21 protein-coding genes are annotated in these 16,989 nt (G+C 41.1%); 7 read left to right on the top strand and 14 right to left on the bottom strand.

Annotated elements, in window-relative coordinates:
* Positions 1-47 precede the first annotated feature (47 nt).
* Positions 48-1,196 (bottom strand): restriction endonuclease subunit S, encoded by a 1,149-nt coding sequence (locus HNQ82_RS09295; protein ID WP_183249071.1) that lies wholly within the window; start codon positions 1,194-1,196, stop codon positions 48-50.
* Between the two features lie 8 nt (positions 1,197-1,204).
* The gene (locus HNQ82_RS09290) at positions 1,205-2,662 is read right to left on the bottom strand and encodes a type I restriction-modification system subunit M (RefSeq protein ID WP_183249069.1); all 1,458 of its coding nucleotides are present in this window, start codon (positions 2,660-2,662) and stop codon (positions 1,205-1,207) included.
* A 233-nt stretch (positions 2,663-2,895) separates the two neighbouring features.
* Between HNQ82_RS09290 and HNQ82_RS09285 the strand changes: the two genes are divergently transcribed.
* Genes HNQ82_RS09285 through HNQ82_RS09275 form a run of 3 tightly spaced genes read left to right on the top strand, consistent with a single transcriptional unit; the run spans position 2,896 to position 3,875 of the window.
* Entirely contained in the window at positions 2,896-3,423 is a 528-nt protein-coding gene (locus HNQ82_RS09285) for a hypothetical protein (protein ID WP_183249067.1), read from the top strand.
* A 39-nt stretch (positions 3,424-3,462) separates the two neighbouring features.
* Positions 3,463-3,693, top strand: coding sequence for a hypothetical protein (locus tag HNQ82_RS09280; protein WP_183249065.1), 231 nt, complete (start codon positions 3,463-3,465; stop codon positions 3,691-3,693).
* The gene (locus HNQ82_RS09275; protein WP_183249063.1) at positions 3,690-3,875 is read left to right on the top strand and encodes a hypothetical protein; all 186 of its coding nucleotides are present in this window, start codon (positions 3,690-3,692) and stop codon (positions 3,873-3,875) included. The genes HNQ82_RS09280 and HNQ82_RS09275 overlap by 4 nt, the downstream gene beginning before the upstream one ends.
* Positions 3,876-3,910: 35 nt before the next feature.
* On the opposite strand, the gene HNQ82_RS09270 is transcribed toward HNQ82_RS09275, so the two are convergent.
* The 6 genes from HNQ82_RS09270 to HNQ82_RS09245 form a co-directional block, all read right to left on the bottom strand.
* Positions 3,911-4,180: a hypothetical protein gene (locus HNQ82_RS09270; RefSeq protein WP_183249061.1), complete on the bottom strand. Its 270-nt coding sequence runs from the start codon at positions 4,178-4,180 to the stop codon at positions 3,911-3,913.
* Positions 4,180-5,544, bottom strand: coding sequence for a 23S rRNA (uracil(1939)-C(5))-methyltransferase RlmD (gene rlmD, locus HNQ82_RS09265; RefSeq protein WP_183249059.1), 1,365 nt, complete (start codon positions 5,542-5,544; stop codon positions 4,180-4,182). Before rlmD ends, HNQ82_RS09270 begins: the two co-directional genes overlap by 1 nt.
* An 11-nt stretch (positions 5,545-5,555) precedes the next feature.
* Entirely contained in the window at positions 5,556-6,422 is an 867-nt protein-coding gene (locus HNQ82_RS09260; protein WP_183249057.1) for a DNA-3-methyladenine glycosylase family protein, read from the bottom strand.
* Between the two features lie 55 nt (positions 6,423-6,477).
* Entirely contained in the window at positions 6,478-7,248 is a 771-nt protein-coding gene (gene pdaA / locus HNQ82_RS09255; protein WP_183249147.1) for a delta-lactam-biosynthetic de-N-acetylase, read from the bottom strand.
* Between the two features lie 98 nt (positions 7,249-7,346).
* Positions 7,347-8,870 carry a fumarate hydratase gene (locus HNQ82_RS09250; protein WP_183249055.1) on the bottom strand — a complete coding sequence of 508 codons (1,524 nt, stop codon included), beginning with the start codon at positions 8,868-8,870 and terminating at the stop codon, positions 7,347-7,349.
* A 92-nt stretch (positions 8,871-8,962) separates the two neighbouring features.
* Positions 8,963-9,157: an SE1561 family protein gene (locus HNQ82_RS09245; protein ID WP_032101026.1), complete on the bottom strand. Its 195-nt coding sequence runs from the start codon at positions 9,155-9,157 to the stop codon at positions 8,963-8,965.
* Positions 9,158-9,270: 113 nt separating this feature from the next.
* On the opposite strand from HNQ82_RS09245, the gene yfkAB reads away from it, so the two are divergent.
* Entirely contained in the window at positions 9,271-10,395 is a 1,125-nt protein-coding gene (yfkAB, locus tag HNQ82_RS09240; protein WP_183249053.1) for a radical SAM/CxCxxxxC motif protein YfkAB, read from the top strand.
* A gap of 36 nt (positions 10,396-10,431) precedes the next feature.
* Here yfkAB and HNQ82_RS09235 read toward each other — a convergent pair whose 3' ends face one another.
* Together HNQ82_RS09235 and cax are read right to left on the bottom strand one after the other, a co-directional pair.
* The gene (locus HNQ82_RS09235) at positions 10,432-11,208 is read right to left on the bottom strand and encodes a YfkD famly protein (protein ID WP_183249052.1); all 777 of its coding nucleotides are present in this window, start codon (positions 11,206-11,208) and stop codon (positions 10,432-10,434) included.
* 100 nt (positions 11,209-11,308) lie between these two features.
* The gene (gene cax / locus HNQ82_RS09230; protein WP_183249050.1) at positions 11,309-12,358 is read right to left on the bottom strand and encodes a calcium/proton exchanger; all 1,050 of its coding nucleotides are present in this window, start codon (positions 12,356-12,358) and stop codon (positions 11,309-11,311) included.
* Positions 12,359-12,498: 140 nt separating this feature from the next.
* Here cax and HNQ82_RS09225 point away from each other — a divergent pair, with 140 nt between their 5' ends.
* Together HNQ82_RS09225 and HNQ82_RS09220 are read left to right on the top strand one after the other, a co-directional pair.
* Positions 12,499-13,671: an MFS transporter gene (locus HNQ82_RS09225; protein ID WP_343053472.1), complete on the top strand. Its 1,173-nt coding sequence runs from the start codon at positions 12,499-12,501 to the stop codon at positions 13,669-13,671.
* A 65-nt stretch (positions 13,672-13,736) separates the two neighbouring features.
* Entirely contained in the window at positions 13,737-13,883 is a 147-nt protein-coding gene (locus tag HNQ82_RS09220; RefSeq protein WP_032101078.1) for a BH0509 family protein, read from the top strand.
* A gap of 206 nt (positions 13,884-14,089) precedes the next feature.
* Here HNQ82_RS09220 and HNQ82_RS09215 read toward each other — a convergent pair whose 3' ends face one another.
* Genes HNQ82_RS09215 through HNQ82_RS09205 form a run of 3 tightly spaced genes read right to left on the bottom strand, consistent with a single transcriptional unit; the run spans position 14,090 to position 15,691 of the window.
* Positions 14,090-14,923, bottom strand: coding sequence for a YihY/virulence factor BrkB family protein (locus HNQ82_RS09215; protein WP_183249145.1), 834 nt, complete (start codon positions 14,921-14,923; stop codon positions 14,090-14,092).
* 20 nt (positions 14,924-14,943) lie between these two features.
* On the bottom strand, positions 14,944-15,207 hold the full coding sequence (locus tag HNQ82_RS09210) for a hypothetical protein (protein WP_032101020.1): 264 nt from the start codon (positions 15,205-15,207) through the stop codon (positions 14,944-14,946).
* A gap of 13 nt (positions 15,208-15,220) precedes the next feature.
* Entirely contained in the window at positions 15,221-15,691 is a 471-nt protein-coding gene (locus tag HNQ82_RS09205; RefSeq protein WP_183249048.1) for a low molecular weight protein-tyrosine-phosphatase, read from the bottom strand.
* A gap of 57 nt (positions 15,692-15,748) precedes the next feature.
* Between HNQ82_RS09205 and HNQ82_RS09200 the strand changes: the two genes are divergently transcribed.
* Positions 15,749-15,967 (top strand): DUF1128 domain-containing protein, encoded by a 219-nt coding sequence (locus HNQ82_RS09200; RefSeq protein WP_032101018.1) that lies wholly within the window; start codon positions 15,749-15,751, stop codon positions 15,965-15,967.
* Here HNQ82_RS09200 and HNQ82_RS09195 read toward each other — a convergent pair.
* Positions 15,962-16,939: an HD-GYP domain-containing protein gene (locus HNQ82_RS09195; protein ID WP_183249046.1), complete on the bottom strand. Its 978-nt coding sequence runs from the start codon at positions 16,937-16,939 to the stop codon at positions 15,962-15,964. The genes HNQ82_RS09200 and HNQ82_RS09195 overlap by 6 nt on opposite strands.
* Between the last annotated feature and the right edge of the window lie 50 nt (positions 16,940-16,989).

The raw sequence follows: 16,989 nt of genomic DNA, 5'->3' as shown, positions 1-16,989 counted from the left end.
TCAATCCCCTCCCTTGACCAAACCAACATGAATTCCCTTCACATTTATTAATCGTTGAATAGTTCTCCCTTAAATGCCCGTTGCATGAGGGAGTTGAAGTTTTTTTCTAACTCAACTAATCCTTTTTTAAAAAGTTCTCTTTGAGATTCTATTTTTTGTACAGTCTCAGCAAATCGATCTTGGAGTTGTTTAGGAGGTATATATATTTTTATTGATTTTAGTTCCTCAGCATTGATATTTGCCATCCCTACGATATTTTTAGCCATTGAAAATAAAATACTTTTTCCGTACTTCGAGTTTAAGTACGCAGATATAAACTCGGCATTGGCTTTTTCATTTGGAATTAACTTCACTAAATATCCTGCAAAGGCCATTGGTTTTTCGAAGCGATACACAGCTGTTTTTCCTACTAGTTCTTTGCTATTTGTTCTATTAAATAAAAGCTCTCCCTTATGAACTAAGTATTTTCCGATTTCCTTGTCATCTAAATCAACGTATTTAAGGTCTGTGAAATCCCAATGCCCCTCATAAGTAATATTGTTCATTCTTAATATAGGGTATTTTCCTGCACTCTCATTCGCTTTCTTACTTGTACCATATTGTGTTTTTAGAGCTAAATCCTTTATAAATCCCATCGACCACTTTTTAGGATTCGTAGCTGGATCCCCAAACATCTCCAAAAACAAACTTTGCGCTAACTGGTCTAACGCTTCAATTTGGGCTTTTCGTTTGTCGATGAGTTCTTGGGATTTGTCGAGTATTTTCGATATTTCTACCTGTTTGTCATACGAAGGTATTGGAATTTTAATTTCTTCCAATATCTTTTTAGATATATGTGGGATTGTAGCGCCCGTACAAGTGTCTCTTAAATATTTTGATTTCGATTGCAAAAATCTTCCTAAGTACGGAGTAAATATATCATTTGAATTCGTACGCAAAATGGCTAAAGTACTTCCTATGGCTCCTTCTAATCCGTAGCCAACAGTACCAGCGTTCGCACCATCCCACGCTATGATCACATCACTTCTCGCTGCATATATATATTCTTCTTTCCGTTCACAATATTTGATATTATCATCATTTCTTAAATCGTCTATTTGTATTAGTCTTACCGTATTCTCATCTGCTTCATCTACCTGTTCTACTTTTTTTCCTTTTATAACCTTAAATACTTCCTTTAATTTCACATATTTCATAAAACAACCTACCCTCTAATCATTTCTTTCAACTCTTGTAATCCTTGCATAATCTCTTTCTCCAACGTTTCCACTCGTTCTAAGATGACGCCCGGCGCTTCATACTGCACTTCTTCATACTCTATCTCTTTATACTTGTTAATCGACAAGTCATAGTCATTTTCTCGAATTTCTTCCACAGGTACAAAAAACGACTGCTCTGTGCGCTTCCGTTGTTTTTCTGCTTCACGGTTATGGAATCGTTCAATGATGTCGGGAATGTCGTTGTCTTCAATTGGATTGCGCTTGTCGTCCAATGAGTAGCCATCGGCTTTCATGTCGTAAAACCAGACGTGATCTGTTCCGCCGACGCCTGTTTTTGTGAAAATCATAATTGCTGTCGAAACACCAGCGTACGGTTTGAACACGCCGCTTGGCATCGAAATAATCGCTTCAAGCTTATGGTTTTCGACAATTTCTTTCCGAATCGCTTTATGGGCAGTTGAACTACCAAACAATACCCCATCTGGAACGATGCAGGCACAACGTCCACCCTTTTTCAAAATGCGCAAAAATAGCGCTAAAAACAATAGTTCTGTTTTTTTCGTTCTTGTAATTTTCAGTAAGTCACTTGAAACTGCTTCGTAATCTAACGAACCTTTGAATGGCGGATTGGCGAGGACGAGCGTATATTTCTCGTTGTCTTTATTTTGCTCGGAAAGGGAATCACGATATTCAATATTCGGATTTTCAATGCCGTGAAGCATCATATTCATCGCACCGATTCGCAACATCGTGCGATCCATATCAAAGCCATAGAACATATCGTTATGAAAATGTTCTTTTAATCCTTGCACCAAAAATAAATCCGCATGCTTTTTGCGCAAATATTCGCCCGCCGCCACTAAAAATCCTGCTGAACCTGCCGCTGGATCGACGATAATGTCTTCTGGAGTCGGTTTCATTAATTCAACGATCATCTCGATAATATGACGCGGCGTACGGAATTGACCATTCGTTCCCGCCGTTGCGATTTTCGATAATAAATATTCGTATAAATCCCCTTTTGTATCGCGGTCTTTCATCGGGATGTTATCAATGCCATCGACAATTTTCGCAAGCATTTGTGGGGTTGGAATCATAAAAATCGCATCGCTCATATATTTCGCGTACGCTGAATTTTTATTGCCATGCAAACTTTTAATAAACGGGAACACTTCGTTCGATACGATGTCGTACATTTGCGACGCTTCTAAGTTTTTAAATTTGCTCCAACGAAGGTGCTGCTTATCTTCTGGAAACATTGGCTCAAAATCAATACCTAATATAGCCGCCTCTTGTTCGCGAGACGTTTCTGCTTCATCAAGACCTTTCATAAACAACAAATACGTAAACTGTTCGATGACGGTTAGCGGGTTTGTAATCCCTCCTGTCCAAAACGTTTCCCATATTTTATCGACTTTATTGCGCAATTCACCTGTAAGCATCGTATACCTCCTTTTTATTTCCAAATCTAATTATAACTTGTCCACGCGATGTGTAAAACAAAAAGCGAGCATTTTTCATAAAATAAGTGATTATCTCATTTGACTTCTGCGTCTTTCCACAGCGCTAGGCGGGCTTTTGATTCTCCTTTTCATATTTTCACAATAATATACAAGGAATTTGATAGCTATTGTCGAAGAAATATGCAATGCGAGAAGGCGGGAAGTGAATTAAAATGAAAGTATTTGTCGCTGGTCCAAGGGCAGTTTCCATTTTGAATAAACAAGTAAAAGAAAGACTGTCTAATATTATAAACAACAATTTCACTGTTTTAGTCGGGGATGCAAATGGAGTCGATAAGCAAGTACAAAAGTTTTTACATTCGTTGAATTATCGAAATGTTAAAGTTTATGCAACAAATGGAAAAGCAAGAAATAATATTGGGCAATGGGAAGTAGAAAAGGTGGATGTTGAGCCACACAAAAAAGGATTTGATTATTACGCAGCCAAAGATATAGAGATGGCAAAAAACGCAGACTACGGTTTTATGATTTGGAATGGGCAAAGTAAAGGAACATTGAATAACATTATCAATCTTGCCAAGCTAAACAAAAAAGTATTAGTATACTTTATCCCTGCTAAACAATTTTATACAATTAAAGATGTGGACGACATTCAAATGATGATAAATACCGACAATGCCCCTGTTGTCGATAAACTTCATGAGCTTATACACAATTCAGAGCAGTTAAAGCTGTTTTAAATTGAACGTTCGAAAAAAATAAAGAAAAGGAGAGTCACTATGAGATTATGGGAATATGTTGGGAAAGACGTACGAATTGTATTTAAAGATGGAGATGTGTTGGAAGGATACGTCCTAGATTACTGCGACGGAGAGGATAATGAGGATGGGATAGACAGCTTAACAATTACAAACGAAGAAACAAAAGGAAAAGGCTATGTTTTTGGCGTATCGGAAAACGAAATAAAATCAATCACCATCCTTAACGAAAAACGAGAGAGAAACAAATGATTGTGGAAGAATTGGATGTTGTACGGCTAAGAGACGGAACAGAAGCTACTGTTTTAGAAATATTTTCGACGGAACCAAAATATTTTTGCCAACGCGCAGATGACTTTGATGATATGTTTTATGTCACCACCGATGAAATTACGTATAAATGCCGAAAGCGATCAATCATGCCCCATTTTTAACGATAAAAACATAAAAAGCACGTAACCATGTTCGGTTATGTGCTTTTTAACCATTGATACTTCTCCAAAATAATCTCCCTTAGTTCTTCCTCCCCAATGTAGCCATCATCATCTTGCCTATGTAAAGGATTCGGTTCGTACCAACCGCAAGCTTCAGAAATATCATCAAGTGCATCGACATACTGCTCATCAATGTTCCCCTCATGCATATAGAATAGATATATCGAGGGAAATTCATAAGAAAATTGTTCCGCCGATAATTCACCGTTGAAATATTTTTCAATGCAATGCAATAATTCATCCATTACTTTCCCCTCCTCACCAACTTCGCCACACTTTCCACATGTGCCGTATGTGGGAAAAGGTCAAACGGTTGAATGTATTCGACGCAATATTGTTTTGCGAGTGTGTCGATATCGCGAGCGAGGCTGGATGGGTTACAGGAAACGTACACGACCGTTTTCGGTTTGACTTGTAACATCGTTTTTAATAAAGCATTGTCGCAGCCTGTTCGCGGTGGGTCGACGACGATGACGTCTGGTTTCCAGCCTTCTTTCACCCATTTTGGCAACAATACTTCCGCTTTTCCGACCGCATAGGTGACGTTTGTAAAGCCGTGACGTTCGGCGTTTTGGCGCGCATCGTCAATCGCTTCTGGAATCGTATCCATGCCGCGCACTTCTTTCGCCTCACGAGCAAGCCATAGACCGATGGTGCCGACGCCGCAATACGCATCGACGACCCGTTCGTTTTTCGTGAGTGCGGCCGCTTTTTTTACTTCATCATATAGCTTTACCGTTTGAATCGGATTGAGTTGGAAAAAAGCGCGGGCGGATAGTTCAAAAGATAAGTCGCCAAGCACTTCTTGAATGTACGGTTCACCGGCAAGCACAATAGTTTCATCACCAAAAATAAGCGACGTTTTTTGTCCGTTTATGTTTTGAGCGATCGATTTCACTTCTGGCAATCGACGTTTCACTTCTGCTACAAATAAATCTTTGCGCGGCAGTTCTTTTGTCGCAGTCACAATGACAAGCTGCACATCGCCTGTAAAAAACCCGACACGCGCTACAATCGTGCGCACGACACCTGTTTTTTTCCGCTCGTGATAAATCGGAATGCGCAAATGTTGCAAAATTGTTTTCACGACCGTTGTGACACGGTTTGTAGCGTCATGTTGAATGAAACAGCGGTCGATGTCAATGAGTTCGTGCGAGTTCATGCTGTAAAGTCCGGCGATGACGCGCCCTTTTTTCACTCCGGTTTGAAATTGACTTTTATTACGATAGTGCCACGGATCGTCCATGCCAATCGTCGGACGAATATCAAGTTCTTCCACATGGAACCGACTATGGCGCTCAAGCGCTTGAATGACGATATCGCGCTTTGCTTCGAGCTGCGCATTGTAGTCCAAATGTTGCAGTTGGCAGCCACCGCATCGGTCATATACAGGGCAAAGCGGTTTAACGCGGTGCGGTGAGCGTTTTCGAATGCGTACCATTTTTCCTTCGGCATACGTCGGATACACATTCGTCGCTTGAACGACGACTTCTTCTCCCGGAAGCGCCCCCGGAACGAACACGACTTGTTTTTTAAAATAGCCGACACCTTCTCCGTTAATGCCTAATCGTTTAATCGTTAATGGAAATTGCTGTCCTTGTTGTAACATTGCCATCTCTCCTATTCAATACTTCTCCATAAATATAGCGACGCGTAGCTTAAATACGGCTCCCAGCACTTGCTTAACGCCTCCATTTGCGCCATAGAAGGTTTCGTTTCTAATGAAAGCAGTTTTTGCACTGCTCGCTGTAAGCCAATATCAGCTTTTGGAAATAGGTTCGGACGACCGAGCCCAAACAACAGGAAGTTTTGCACCGTCCACGGTCCGATACCGTGCAACGGAAGCAAGGTGTCCATCACTTCTTTATCCGTTGCCTCCGCTAGCTTGTCTAGTGCTAATTTTCCTTCTGCAACAAGCCGCGAAATATCGATGATATATTCCGACTTTTTTTGGCTAAACTGTAACGCTTTCAGCTCATCGTACGATAAACGAGCAATTTGTTCTGGGCGCGGATAAAACCATATACCGTCCATTTCTCGCCCGAACGTTTTCACAAACCGCTCCGTCATTTTGTACGCCACTTTCATATGTAGCTGCTGGTGAATAATGCATTTGATTAAGCAAAAATATAAATCCGCCTCTAACACAAGCGGCGTCCCTTCATGTTCACGGAAAATTTCCCGCAATTCCGTTTGTAAAAAATGTTCGTGAATCGGCAAAAGGGAGCGATCCCAATGTAATATGTGAAACAGACGGGACAATATCGCTTCTTTTAATTGTTCGTACTGCGCTTCAACAAGAAAAGCCGGTGCTTGTTTTGTCCCGATACTGCGAACGAAAACAGCAACCGGAGTTTCATTTATATAAAGCGGGATCACTAGCTGTTGCTTTTCTATGTCTACTGCAGCTAACGGGTCTTGCGCTAACCGCTCTAATACACGTGAAAAATCGTATGGAGCTTCTACTTCAATTCGTTGTTGCCACATGTCTATTCCTTCCTTTTTCCTTATATTATAACGAAACAAATCCCTTTGCACATCGTCAAAGGGAAAAAAGCCAAGTAGGAACGTTCATTTTTTGCAGCATGAAATCATCTAAGCTTTTAAAAACATATCCTTCTTTTCGCAAATCGTCAATAATTTTGGCAAGCGCATCGGCATTATCTTTTGACACCGTATGCAGCAGTATAATGGCGCCCGGATGAATTTGTTTCATGACGTTATTGTAAGCATATGACCATCCTTTTTGATCGTGAACGTGCCAATCGACGAACGCTAATGACCAAAAAACATGATAATAGCCGAGTTCGCGCGCAACCGCAAGCGTCCGTTCGTCAAAAACGCCGCGCGGTGGACGCATATAGCGCATATGCTTTTGCCCCGTCAACAGCTCTGTTTTTTTTCTGACCATTTCAAGCTCCTCACGCAACTTTTCATCGCTGACGGTCGTTAAATCGGGGTGGTGCCACGAGTGGTTGCCGACAATATGCCCTTCATTGACCATGCGTTTGACTAAATCAGGGGCAGATTGTAAATAATGACCGGTCACGAAAAACGTTGCAGGAACTTTTTTTTGTTTCAGCACGTCTAAAATTTGGGCAGTATAGCCATTTTCATATCCGTTATCGAACGTTAAATAAATATATTTTTTCGTCGGATCGCCTAAATAAAATGCATCGTATTTGGCAAGTAGTTCATCTAACTGTTTTCCCGCAGCAGGAGGAATGTGATTTTCGCTTCGCTTAAATCCCCATGACATCGCCTCTACTTGACTAAGCGGCAAACATAAAAGGAAGAAAAAGAAAATAACCATTTTTTTCACTTCTTACACCTCCCAATTCCTTTCCATGATAGGTTGTGCAAAATGGGACATAAAAAATCCGCCTAGCTACTCGCTAGACGGATTTTTCGTTAAAATACACGCTCTTTAAATTGGGCTAATTTTTCAAGCGATGATTTTTCGACATCTTCGTGCAAGCTGTTGCCGTGTGAATCCATCGTGACGACGGCTGTAAAGTCTTTTACACGTAAATGCCACATCGCTTCTGGAATACCAAATTCTAAAAAGTCGACACCTTCAACGGATTGAATGCAATCCGCATAATATTGAGCTGCACCGCCGATAGCGTTTAAGTACACGCCGCCATGTTCTTTTAACGCTGCCAATGTTTTTGCACCCATGCCGCCTTTTCCGATGACAGCGCGAATGCCGAACTTTTTCATAATTTCCCCTTGGTAAGGCTCTTCGCGAATGCTCGTCGTCGGACCAGCTGCTTTCACGTGCCATTTTCCGTTTTCATCTTTTAACATCACCGGTCCACAGTGATAAATGATTTGACCGTTTAAATTAACAGGAGCGTCATGATCCATTAAATGTTTATGAATCGCATCGCGGCCTGTATAAATCATGCCGTTAATGCGAACGACATCGCCTACTTTTAGCGAACGAATTTGTTCTTCTGTAATTGGCGCCTCAAGTACAACTTCGCGCGCTTCTCCTACAACCTCTGTTTTTTCTTGTTGGAAGTCGACGTCGTCTCCCTCTTGATATAACCATTCTTGAATGTCACCTGTATGCGGATCAATGGTTACACCTAAGCGACGGAACGCCCAACAGTTGTATGCGACAGAAACGAAAAAGCTTGCCGGAATGCGGTGCATGACGCCAATTTTACAGCCGAGTAGCGTCGTTTCTCCGCCAAATCCCATCGTGCCGATGCCGAGTTTATTCGCTGCTTCCATAATGTATTCTTCTAATTTGCGCAAATCTTCGTTCGGGTTCACATCGTCAACAGGGCGGAATAGCTGCTCCTTCGCTAAGTCGTATCCAGCAGAACGATCACCGCCGATGCCAACGCCAATAAATCCCGCGCTACAGCCTTGTCCTTGCGCTTGATATACCGCATGTAAAATACATTTGCGAATGCCATCTAAATCACGTCCTGCGCGACCAAGCCCTTCTAATTCACAAGGCAAACTATATTGAATGTTTTTATTTTCACAGCCGCCACCTTTTAAAATTAAACAAACATCAATATAGTCTTTCTCCCATTGCTCAAATTTGATGACAGGCAGTCCAATTCCTAAATTATCACCGCTATTTTCCCCTGTTAACGAATCAACCGAATTTGGACGCAATTTGCCGTCTTTCGTTGCTTGAGCGATCGCTCGACGAATCGCCTCTTTCATCTCCATTTGGTTGACACCTACAGGCACTTTAATTTTAAATGTCGGCAAACCTGTATCTTGGCAAATTGGCGATACATTTTCATCTGCCATTTGAATGTTTTGCACGATCGTCGCGAGCGACATTGCTGCTCTCGTTCCTGCGTTTTCACGTAACTTTGCTTTCGCAATGGCACGTCGTACATCTTTTGGCAACTTCGTTGACGTTTCAACGATCAGCTTGTACATACTCTCTTGAAACTTTTCCATCACCATGCCCCTTCCCCTTTGCTCAATATGTAACAATTTTTTGAATTCTCCACTTGTATTATACATCTTTTTCAAATATGAAAAAAAGTCGCCTAGCGACTTTTTTCCCAATCTTTTTTAAACCGCTCGTATTTCATTTCTAAGTCGTCAATCATTTGAATGAGCCGGTCGATGTCTTCTAATTCAGCTGTTTCCGGATCAAGCGCCTCAAGCACTTCAAGAAACATATTTAAGCGCGTTTTTAAATAGGATAGTTGTAGATTTTCATCTGATACTGCGTTACCCAACGTCGTCACCTCGCTTTTTCTTTATCGTACACGATCGAAACATCATTGACAACGATTCACTTCACTTTGCATAATTATCGTTAGTCCGATTTTAAAATAAAAGGAGCTTGGTTATGGGAACTTTATTACGTCAAGCGATCACCCCTACATTTGATCCATGGGAAGCATATATGGATGTTGAACAGTACGGAAGCATGCAGTTGACGAATATTGAGTTTACGACAACGACGCTTTGCAATATGCGTTGTGAGCATTGCGCCGTCGGTTATACGTTACGCACAAAAGATCCTGAGGCGCTTCCGCTTGAACTTCTTCTTCGCCGCCTCGATGAAATTCCGTATTTGCGCTCGTTAAGCATTACAGGTGGCGAGCCGATGCTTTCACTTAAGTCTGTCGAACAATACGTCGTGCCGTTGTTAAAATATGCGCATGAACGTGGGGTGCGCACACAAATTAACTCCAACTTAACGCTCGATTTAGAACGATATGAAAAAATTATTCCTTACTTAGATGTTTTGCACATTTCGCATAACTGGGGCACGATCGATGATTTCGTTGAAGGCGGCTTTGCGATGATGGAGAAAAAGCCAACCGTCGCACAGCGTGAGCGTTATTTTATGCGCATGATTGAAAATGCACGTGCGATTTCGAATATGGGAGTGATTGTGTCAGCAGAAACGATGCTAAATAAACGGACGCGGCCACATTTAGAAACGATTCATCGCCAAATTGTGAACGAAATGGGCTGTAAACGTCACGAAGTGCATCCGATGTATCCGAGCGACTTCGCTAGCAGTTTAGAAACGTTAACGTTAGATGAGTTGCGTGAGACGATTCATCATTTACTTGATATACGTGATGAAAATGTTTGGATGTTGTTTGGTACATTGCCATTTTATCCGTGCAGCGACAATGAAGAAGATTTAAGGTTGCTAAAACGTTTATATGAAAGTAAAAATGTAACGGTACGAAACGACCCTGATGGCCGTTCGCGATTAAATGTAAACATTTTTACAGGCGACATTATTGTTACTGATTTCGGCGATGAACCGACGCTCGGAAACATTCAAACCGACTCGCTTCTTTCTGCTTACAACAAATGGATGAAATCCGATTTAGCGAAATCGCTAAACTGCCATTGTCCGTCCGTAAAATGTTTAGGACCAAACGTGCTCGTCAAAAACCGCTATTATCCAAACATCGACTTTACAAAACGAAAAGCAAAAATTGAACGATAAAAAAGCTTGTCGGGCATTCGACAAGCTTTTTCCGTTTTATCTTGGCACATCGCTTGCGACAAAAGCAAATGAAATTCGGTCTTGCACCGGAATCCAGGCACCAATACCTTGCGATGTGACGTTTTTCACGACAATGCTTTTTTTCTTCCCTTTTAAGACGATATATACTTCTCCGTATGTCACTTTTCCTTTTTCATTGACTGCAGGTGCGTAGGCATACAAATAGCCTAATTTTTTCGGCGGAACGTTATATGGCTGTTCTTTTTTCGTTCCGATGCCAATCCATGTGCTAAAAGAAAGCGGCAAGTTTGTCTTTTTCATCGCTGTTAAAAGCATCATTTTTTTCACATCTTCTTCATTCGGAATGCTTGCGGTTAATCCACCGCGCACTTGTTTTTGCATCTCTTGCCGATAAGTTAGCCGCACCGTTGTTTTTCCGCTCCGATTATCAACGAAGTTTGTATTCACTTTTTGATACTCCCAATTCGTCGATGTTTCTGTCGATTCGTAATTTAACGGCCACTGTCCTAAATAAATCGTTGCTTCATAACCGATCGCAAACGGTGTGCTTGAAATCGACGATTCGTTTAAAAGACGAATTAATTCCGGATTTTCAATTTTAACATTCGCCGACTGAAGCAGTTGTTTAGCTAGTTCGCTCGGTTGCAAATACGGTAAATTTTGCGTCGGATTCGGATACGTATTTTCTTTTGAAATATCGATGACCGATGATGGAAGTTTGACAGTCGCTTCACTAATCGGTGGTATACATAAACAAATGGACATGATGCTTAAAACAAACCATCTTTTCATGCGCAGACTCCTTTCTTTTTACGTCGTTCATCGTTATTTTTTTCAAAAGTAAATAATTTATCCTCTTCACAAAAAAAATCCGCCAGCAACTGCTGACGGATTACAACAAATAAAATCCGATTCCCATAATCATATACGCTCCAAGCAATGTCGCTCCTTCAAACCAGTTCGTATCTCCATCGTTCGAAAGCACAATTGTCAACAATACCGCTGTCACCATTGCAACAAGTTCTGGGAGCGTAAAGACGAGCGCCATTTTCGTCGGGAATGCAAGCGATACAAGCACTAATACAGGCGCAACAAACATCGCAATTTGAAGCGTTGAACCAATGGCAATTTCAACAGCGACGTTCATTTTATTTTTGTATGCCATAATAATGGCGGAAGCATGTTCAGCGGCATTTCCGACAATAGCGACAATAATGACACCGATAAACAGTTCGCTCCAGCCAAATGAATGGGCCACAACTTCAAACGTATGAACTAAGCTTTCTGATACATATGCCACAGCTGCAGTAGCAAGCGCTAAAATAAGCATCGCTCTTCCTTTTGACCATTCCGGTTCTTCACGTTCTTCTTCATCTTCTTTATGTTGATATACACCGCGATGCGTCACGAGTTTAAAATATAGTGCAGCTAAATAGAGCACAATCATAATGACTGAAATGCCTACGCTTAACGACAGCGTCTTTTGTTCATTCATCGTCATCGAAAACACTTCTGGAATGACAAAGGCAACTAAAATGGCAAACGTTAATAGTCCTGCGTTATGGCGCGCATCATATACGTTGAATGATTGCCGTTTATATTTTAAACCGCCGACAAAAAACGATAAGCCTGCCACAAGCAGTAAGTTACCAAGCACAGAGCCGGTTAACGATGCAAGCACGACACCAACTAATCCAGCTTTTAGCGCAAAAATCGAAATGATGAGTTCTACCGCATTGCCAAATGTCGCATTTAACAAACCGCCAATGCGCGGTCCTGCCACAATCGCCAAGCTTTCTGTCGCTCGCCCCATATAACTAGCAAGTGCAATAATGGTAACACAGTAAACGACAAACATCGGTGCTGCGGGCCAATGAAGCAAACTTCCTGCAACAGAAAGCGGCACACCAATCGCCGTCAATAAAAAAAAGATGCGTTCCATCGAATCGTCCCCTTTTTCATTTATGGAATATCAACCATATTTTACACAAATTCATTTTTGCTTTCATCTTTCTTTTTTATTGCTTCTTTTCATCAAACATTTTAACATCGAACGTAGCGAACACGTTACAGGAGGAAACTATGCAACAACGTCATTTTTTTATTTTAATTAGCATTGTCATGATTTCAGGTCTTTCTCAAGGACTATTGTTACCGCTTATTTCTGTCATTTTTGAGCAGGACGGTGTACATTCCTCACTTAGTGGCATACATGCGACAGCGATGTATATCGGAGTTCTAATCGTTTCTCCGTTTTTAGAACGTCCGCTTCGTCGCTACGGCTTTAAACGTTTCATGATAATCGGTGTGGCGATCGTCATCGTTTCTTTAGCGATGTTTCCAATGTCATCATCGTTATCGTTTTGGTTTGTTCTTCGTTTGTTAATCGGAATTGGTGATCATATTCTTCACTTCGGTTCGCAAACGTGGATTACATACGCCTCCCCTATTCATCGACGCGGTCGCAACATTTCGTTGTATGGTTTATCGTTTGGCGTTGGTTTTATGATCGGACCACTTCTCGTTCCGCTCGTTCACATGCACGAAGCGTTACCGTTTATCGTTTCATCATTGCTTAGCTTATGTGGATGGATATTATTATTTTTCCTACCACATACGTATCCACAAACGAGCGAGGCCGAGAAAATCGGAGCAGTTCGCTTTTTTCATGCTTGGAAACAAGCATGGCCCGCATTGTTGTTGCCGTTTGGCTATGGCTTTTTAGAGGCATCACTTCATAGCATGTTTCCTGTTTATGCGTTGCGACAAGGCTTAAACGTTGAGACAGTCGCCATGATGCTCCCAGCGTTTGCGCTTGGCGGGATCGCTTTTCAACTTCCGCTCGGCACATTGAGCGACCGTTTTTCACGAAAAACGATGATTGTCGTTTCGTTAACCATTGGAGCCATTTGTTTTATGATTGCACAGTGGTTCACTTCCCCAGTGCAATTGACAACAACCTTTTTGATTGCTGGCATGTTTGTCGGTTCGCTTTTTTCACTTGGCATGGCGTATATGACAGACTTATTGCCGAAATCGCTTCTTCCTGTCGGCAACATTTTGTGCGGAATGTTATACAGCGTTGGTAGCATATGTGGTCCTGCCATCGGCGGTGTTGTACTACAACATCAAGACCAATCGTTTTTCATTAGCATTAGCTGCTTTTTACTTCTTTTACTACTTGCCCAACGACCGTTCACAAAATTTTCAAAATATTTTTCGGAAAAACACGAAAAAAACATTGACGTTTTTTAACCCTCTGTTATATAATACAATTAAACAAAATAAACTGTTTTAAAACAGAGGGGAGAGCGATGATAATGAGCAGAGAAGAAAGAAAAAATATGATTGAATTTATTACAAAATTGCGTAGCTTTAATCAAGAACAACTCATCTACATGACAGATGCAGAAATCGAGCATATTTACAACCAAACATACTACCATTACGAAGAAATCGCAGAATAAAGAGGGATGTGCAACACATCCCTCTTCTTTTTAATGGTATCCGTTTTGTCCGTTTGCGCTACTGCTTGTTTTATGTTTCGGACGGCTTTTTCCTTTTTGCTTTGTCCCGCCATCTTTTTTCGTTTTTTTCGTCACATATATGCCCCCTTCATAACCGCCTTCACTTTTAATGTGGTTTGTACAACTTTTTTTATGTGAGGAAATGACTACCGAATGCGCATTTTCCCTTCTCGTTTACAACAAAAAATGGCATTTAACTCTCCACCTAATACAATCATCATTCCCGATAAATAAAACCAAACCATCAATGCAATAATGCCACCGAGGCTACCATACATAGCAGAATAGTTACCAAATTGATTCACATAATACGAAAAAGCAAGCGAAACAATCATCCAACCAACCGTCGCAAATAGTGATCCACTCCACACATCACGAAATCGAACATATTTGCTCGGCGCAAAAACGTATAACACAGAAAAAACAAAAAATAAAATGACAAAGCTCACAAACCAGCGAAGTGTTTCCCATACGTGCAAAAACACGTCGGAGAGCCCAAACGATGAAAAAAGAAATGTACCAATCATTTTACCGAATACAGGAAAAACAAGGGCAACAATAATGACAAAAATCATTGCAAATGTAAGTAAAATCGAAACGCCACGCGAAACGAAAAAAGAACGCGTTTCTTTCACATCGTATGCACGGTTTAAGGCGCGAATAATGGCCGACATGCCATTTGATGCAGCCCACACCGTTGCGAGAACGCTAAAGGACAACCATTTTCCACTTTGCGATTCCATCAGCTGTTTCACGTTTGTCTCGATTAAATGTGCCGTTTCGCTTGGGGCATATTGACTTAAAAAGGAGATCACATCTTCATGCGGAATCGGCAAATATGATAAAAATGTCAATAGAAACAGTAAAAATGGAAATAAAGAAAGCAAAAAGAAATATGCCAACTCAGCGGATAAGTCAAAAACTTCATCTTCATCAAACCGTTTCATTAGTTCGCGAACAACAGAAAAGCTAATAACCATCTTTCTCACCACCTCGCTCCTTATGTGGAGCGTTTGCGAATTAGCTCTCCAATCCACTCCATCACTTGCGGTGTTGTTTCTTTTACTTCACTTAGTTTATTCACAATAAACTGCAAATCATTCATCATTTCGTCCACATGTTGTCTCGTTTGATGAACGGTCTCTTTTATTTCTTCTACGCTATCCATCCACTCACGACACGTTTCTTTAACGAATTGTCTTGTTTTTTTATCAGCTAACAACAAAGCTATGCCTGCTAATGCAATCCATTTCCCCTTCCCCATCACGGTTACCTCCTTATAACGAATGATCCCGTTTTATTCGCTCTAATATATGTTTACATCCTTCTTCGACTAATTCGTACACTTCTTCAAAATTTCCTGTAAAGTACGGATCCGGGACATCGTCTACGCGACGGTTTGGCACAAAATCCATAAAACGGGCAATCATAGCTTCCGACTGATCGCCGACAAGGCGACGAAGATGAGCGATATTTTCGCTATCCATTCCAATAATATAATCAAATGTATGGAAATCTTCTTTTGAAATTTGACGTGCTTTTAACCCTGTAAAATCAATTTGTTTTTCCGTTAAAATACGCTGAGTTCCACGATGTGGCGGTTTACCCACATGCCAATCACCTGTTCCTGCCGAATCAACAGAAATGACATGATCAAGCCCCTCTTGTTTTACAAGATAACGAAAGACAGCTTCCGCCATCGGAGAACGACAAATATTTCCTAAACAAACGAATAATACGCGAATCATTTCACTTCACCTCACATATAAAACAATGATACAATGAACGAAATCACCCATGAAAGGATGACGAATGTGCATTTATCAGTTGAACAAATGATCGAGCAAATAAAGGAAAAGCTAAAAGTATTAAATTTTGATGCCATTAAACCGGACCATTTTGATGAACAACTATACGATGAATTAAAAGATATATACGATATGGTGATGAGAAAGCAATCATTTAGTCCAAGCGAAATGCAAGCGATCGCTGAAGAGCTTGGGAACTTGCGAAAAAAATTATAAAATCGCCTCTCCTACAATAAGTAGCGACGGATGATCTGCCAGCGCAATTTCTTCGTGCGTATCCATATATCGTATATACGGGCGTTGCATATGTTCGACAATTTTTGTCACGATGGCGTTTCTTCCGTCGCTCATTTTCACTGTTGTTCCTGGCAAATAAGCAGGGATCGTATCAACAAACAGCCGCACAAGCTGTTGACTATATCGAATACCACTCCGCGCCATAATAATTTCAAGCGCTTCATGCGGTGGCACAAATTCGGAAGAAATTAAATTTTCATATTCGTTGGCGATCGCACAAATTTGAGCGTACAAATGAATATTCGCTTCTTTCAATCCGCGTGGCGTACCTGAGCCGTCCGCATGTTCATGATGTTGATACGCCATATGCGCGCATAATAAACTCATTTCCCGCTCTTTGCGTAAATATTCAAAGCCTTTTACTGTATGATGCTCTTCGCCTTCTATTTCTTTTCCAACATCGTGAAACAATGCTCCTATCGCTACGTCACGTAATTGTAAATCGTTGAAATTCATCTTTTTCCCTAACTGCAATGACAATAAGGCAACGTTGACCGCATGAGCGTACGGTTGCATGTCCATCGCAAGCGATGTCGCTGGAATGACGGCTAATACTTTTCTTTTTTTCACTTCATCAACGAGTTTTACCGCTAGTTTAAACAACGAACGAAGCGGTAATTCTTCGCCCTTTCGTACAGCATCAAACGATTGCTGAACAACTTCAATCGCATCCATCCACGATGGCATATCAAGTAACTCTTCCAACGTGATCCCTTCCGATACCGCGTCTTCTACGAATACGTAACGAATATCCATTTGTTTTAGTCGTTCGACATATTTTGGATGAATTTTTCTTCCTGTTGCTAATAACACACGACGATGGCGATCATAAATCGGACGTGCCAATTCCATCGTTCGCTCATCGTATTCTTCTAATAAAATGAGTCGCAAACATACTCCACTCCCTTCAACATCTCCCATACAAACAGTATAATCATGTT

Origin of the sequence: Anoxybacillus tengchongensis, from assembly GCF_014201585.1 — a bacterium.
GTDB classification, from domain to species: domain Bacteria; phylum Bacillota; class Bacilli; order Bacillales; family Anoxybacillaceae; genus Anoxybacillus; species Anoxybacillus tengchongensis.
Note: the sequence above shows the minus strand (reverse complement) of the source record. Positions and strands in the feature narration are given on the sequence as shown.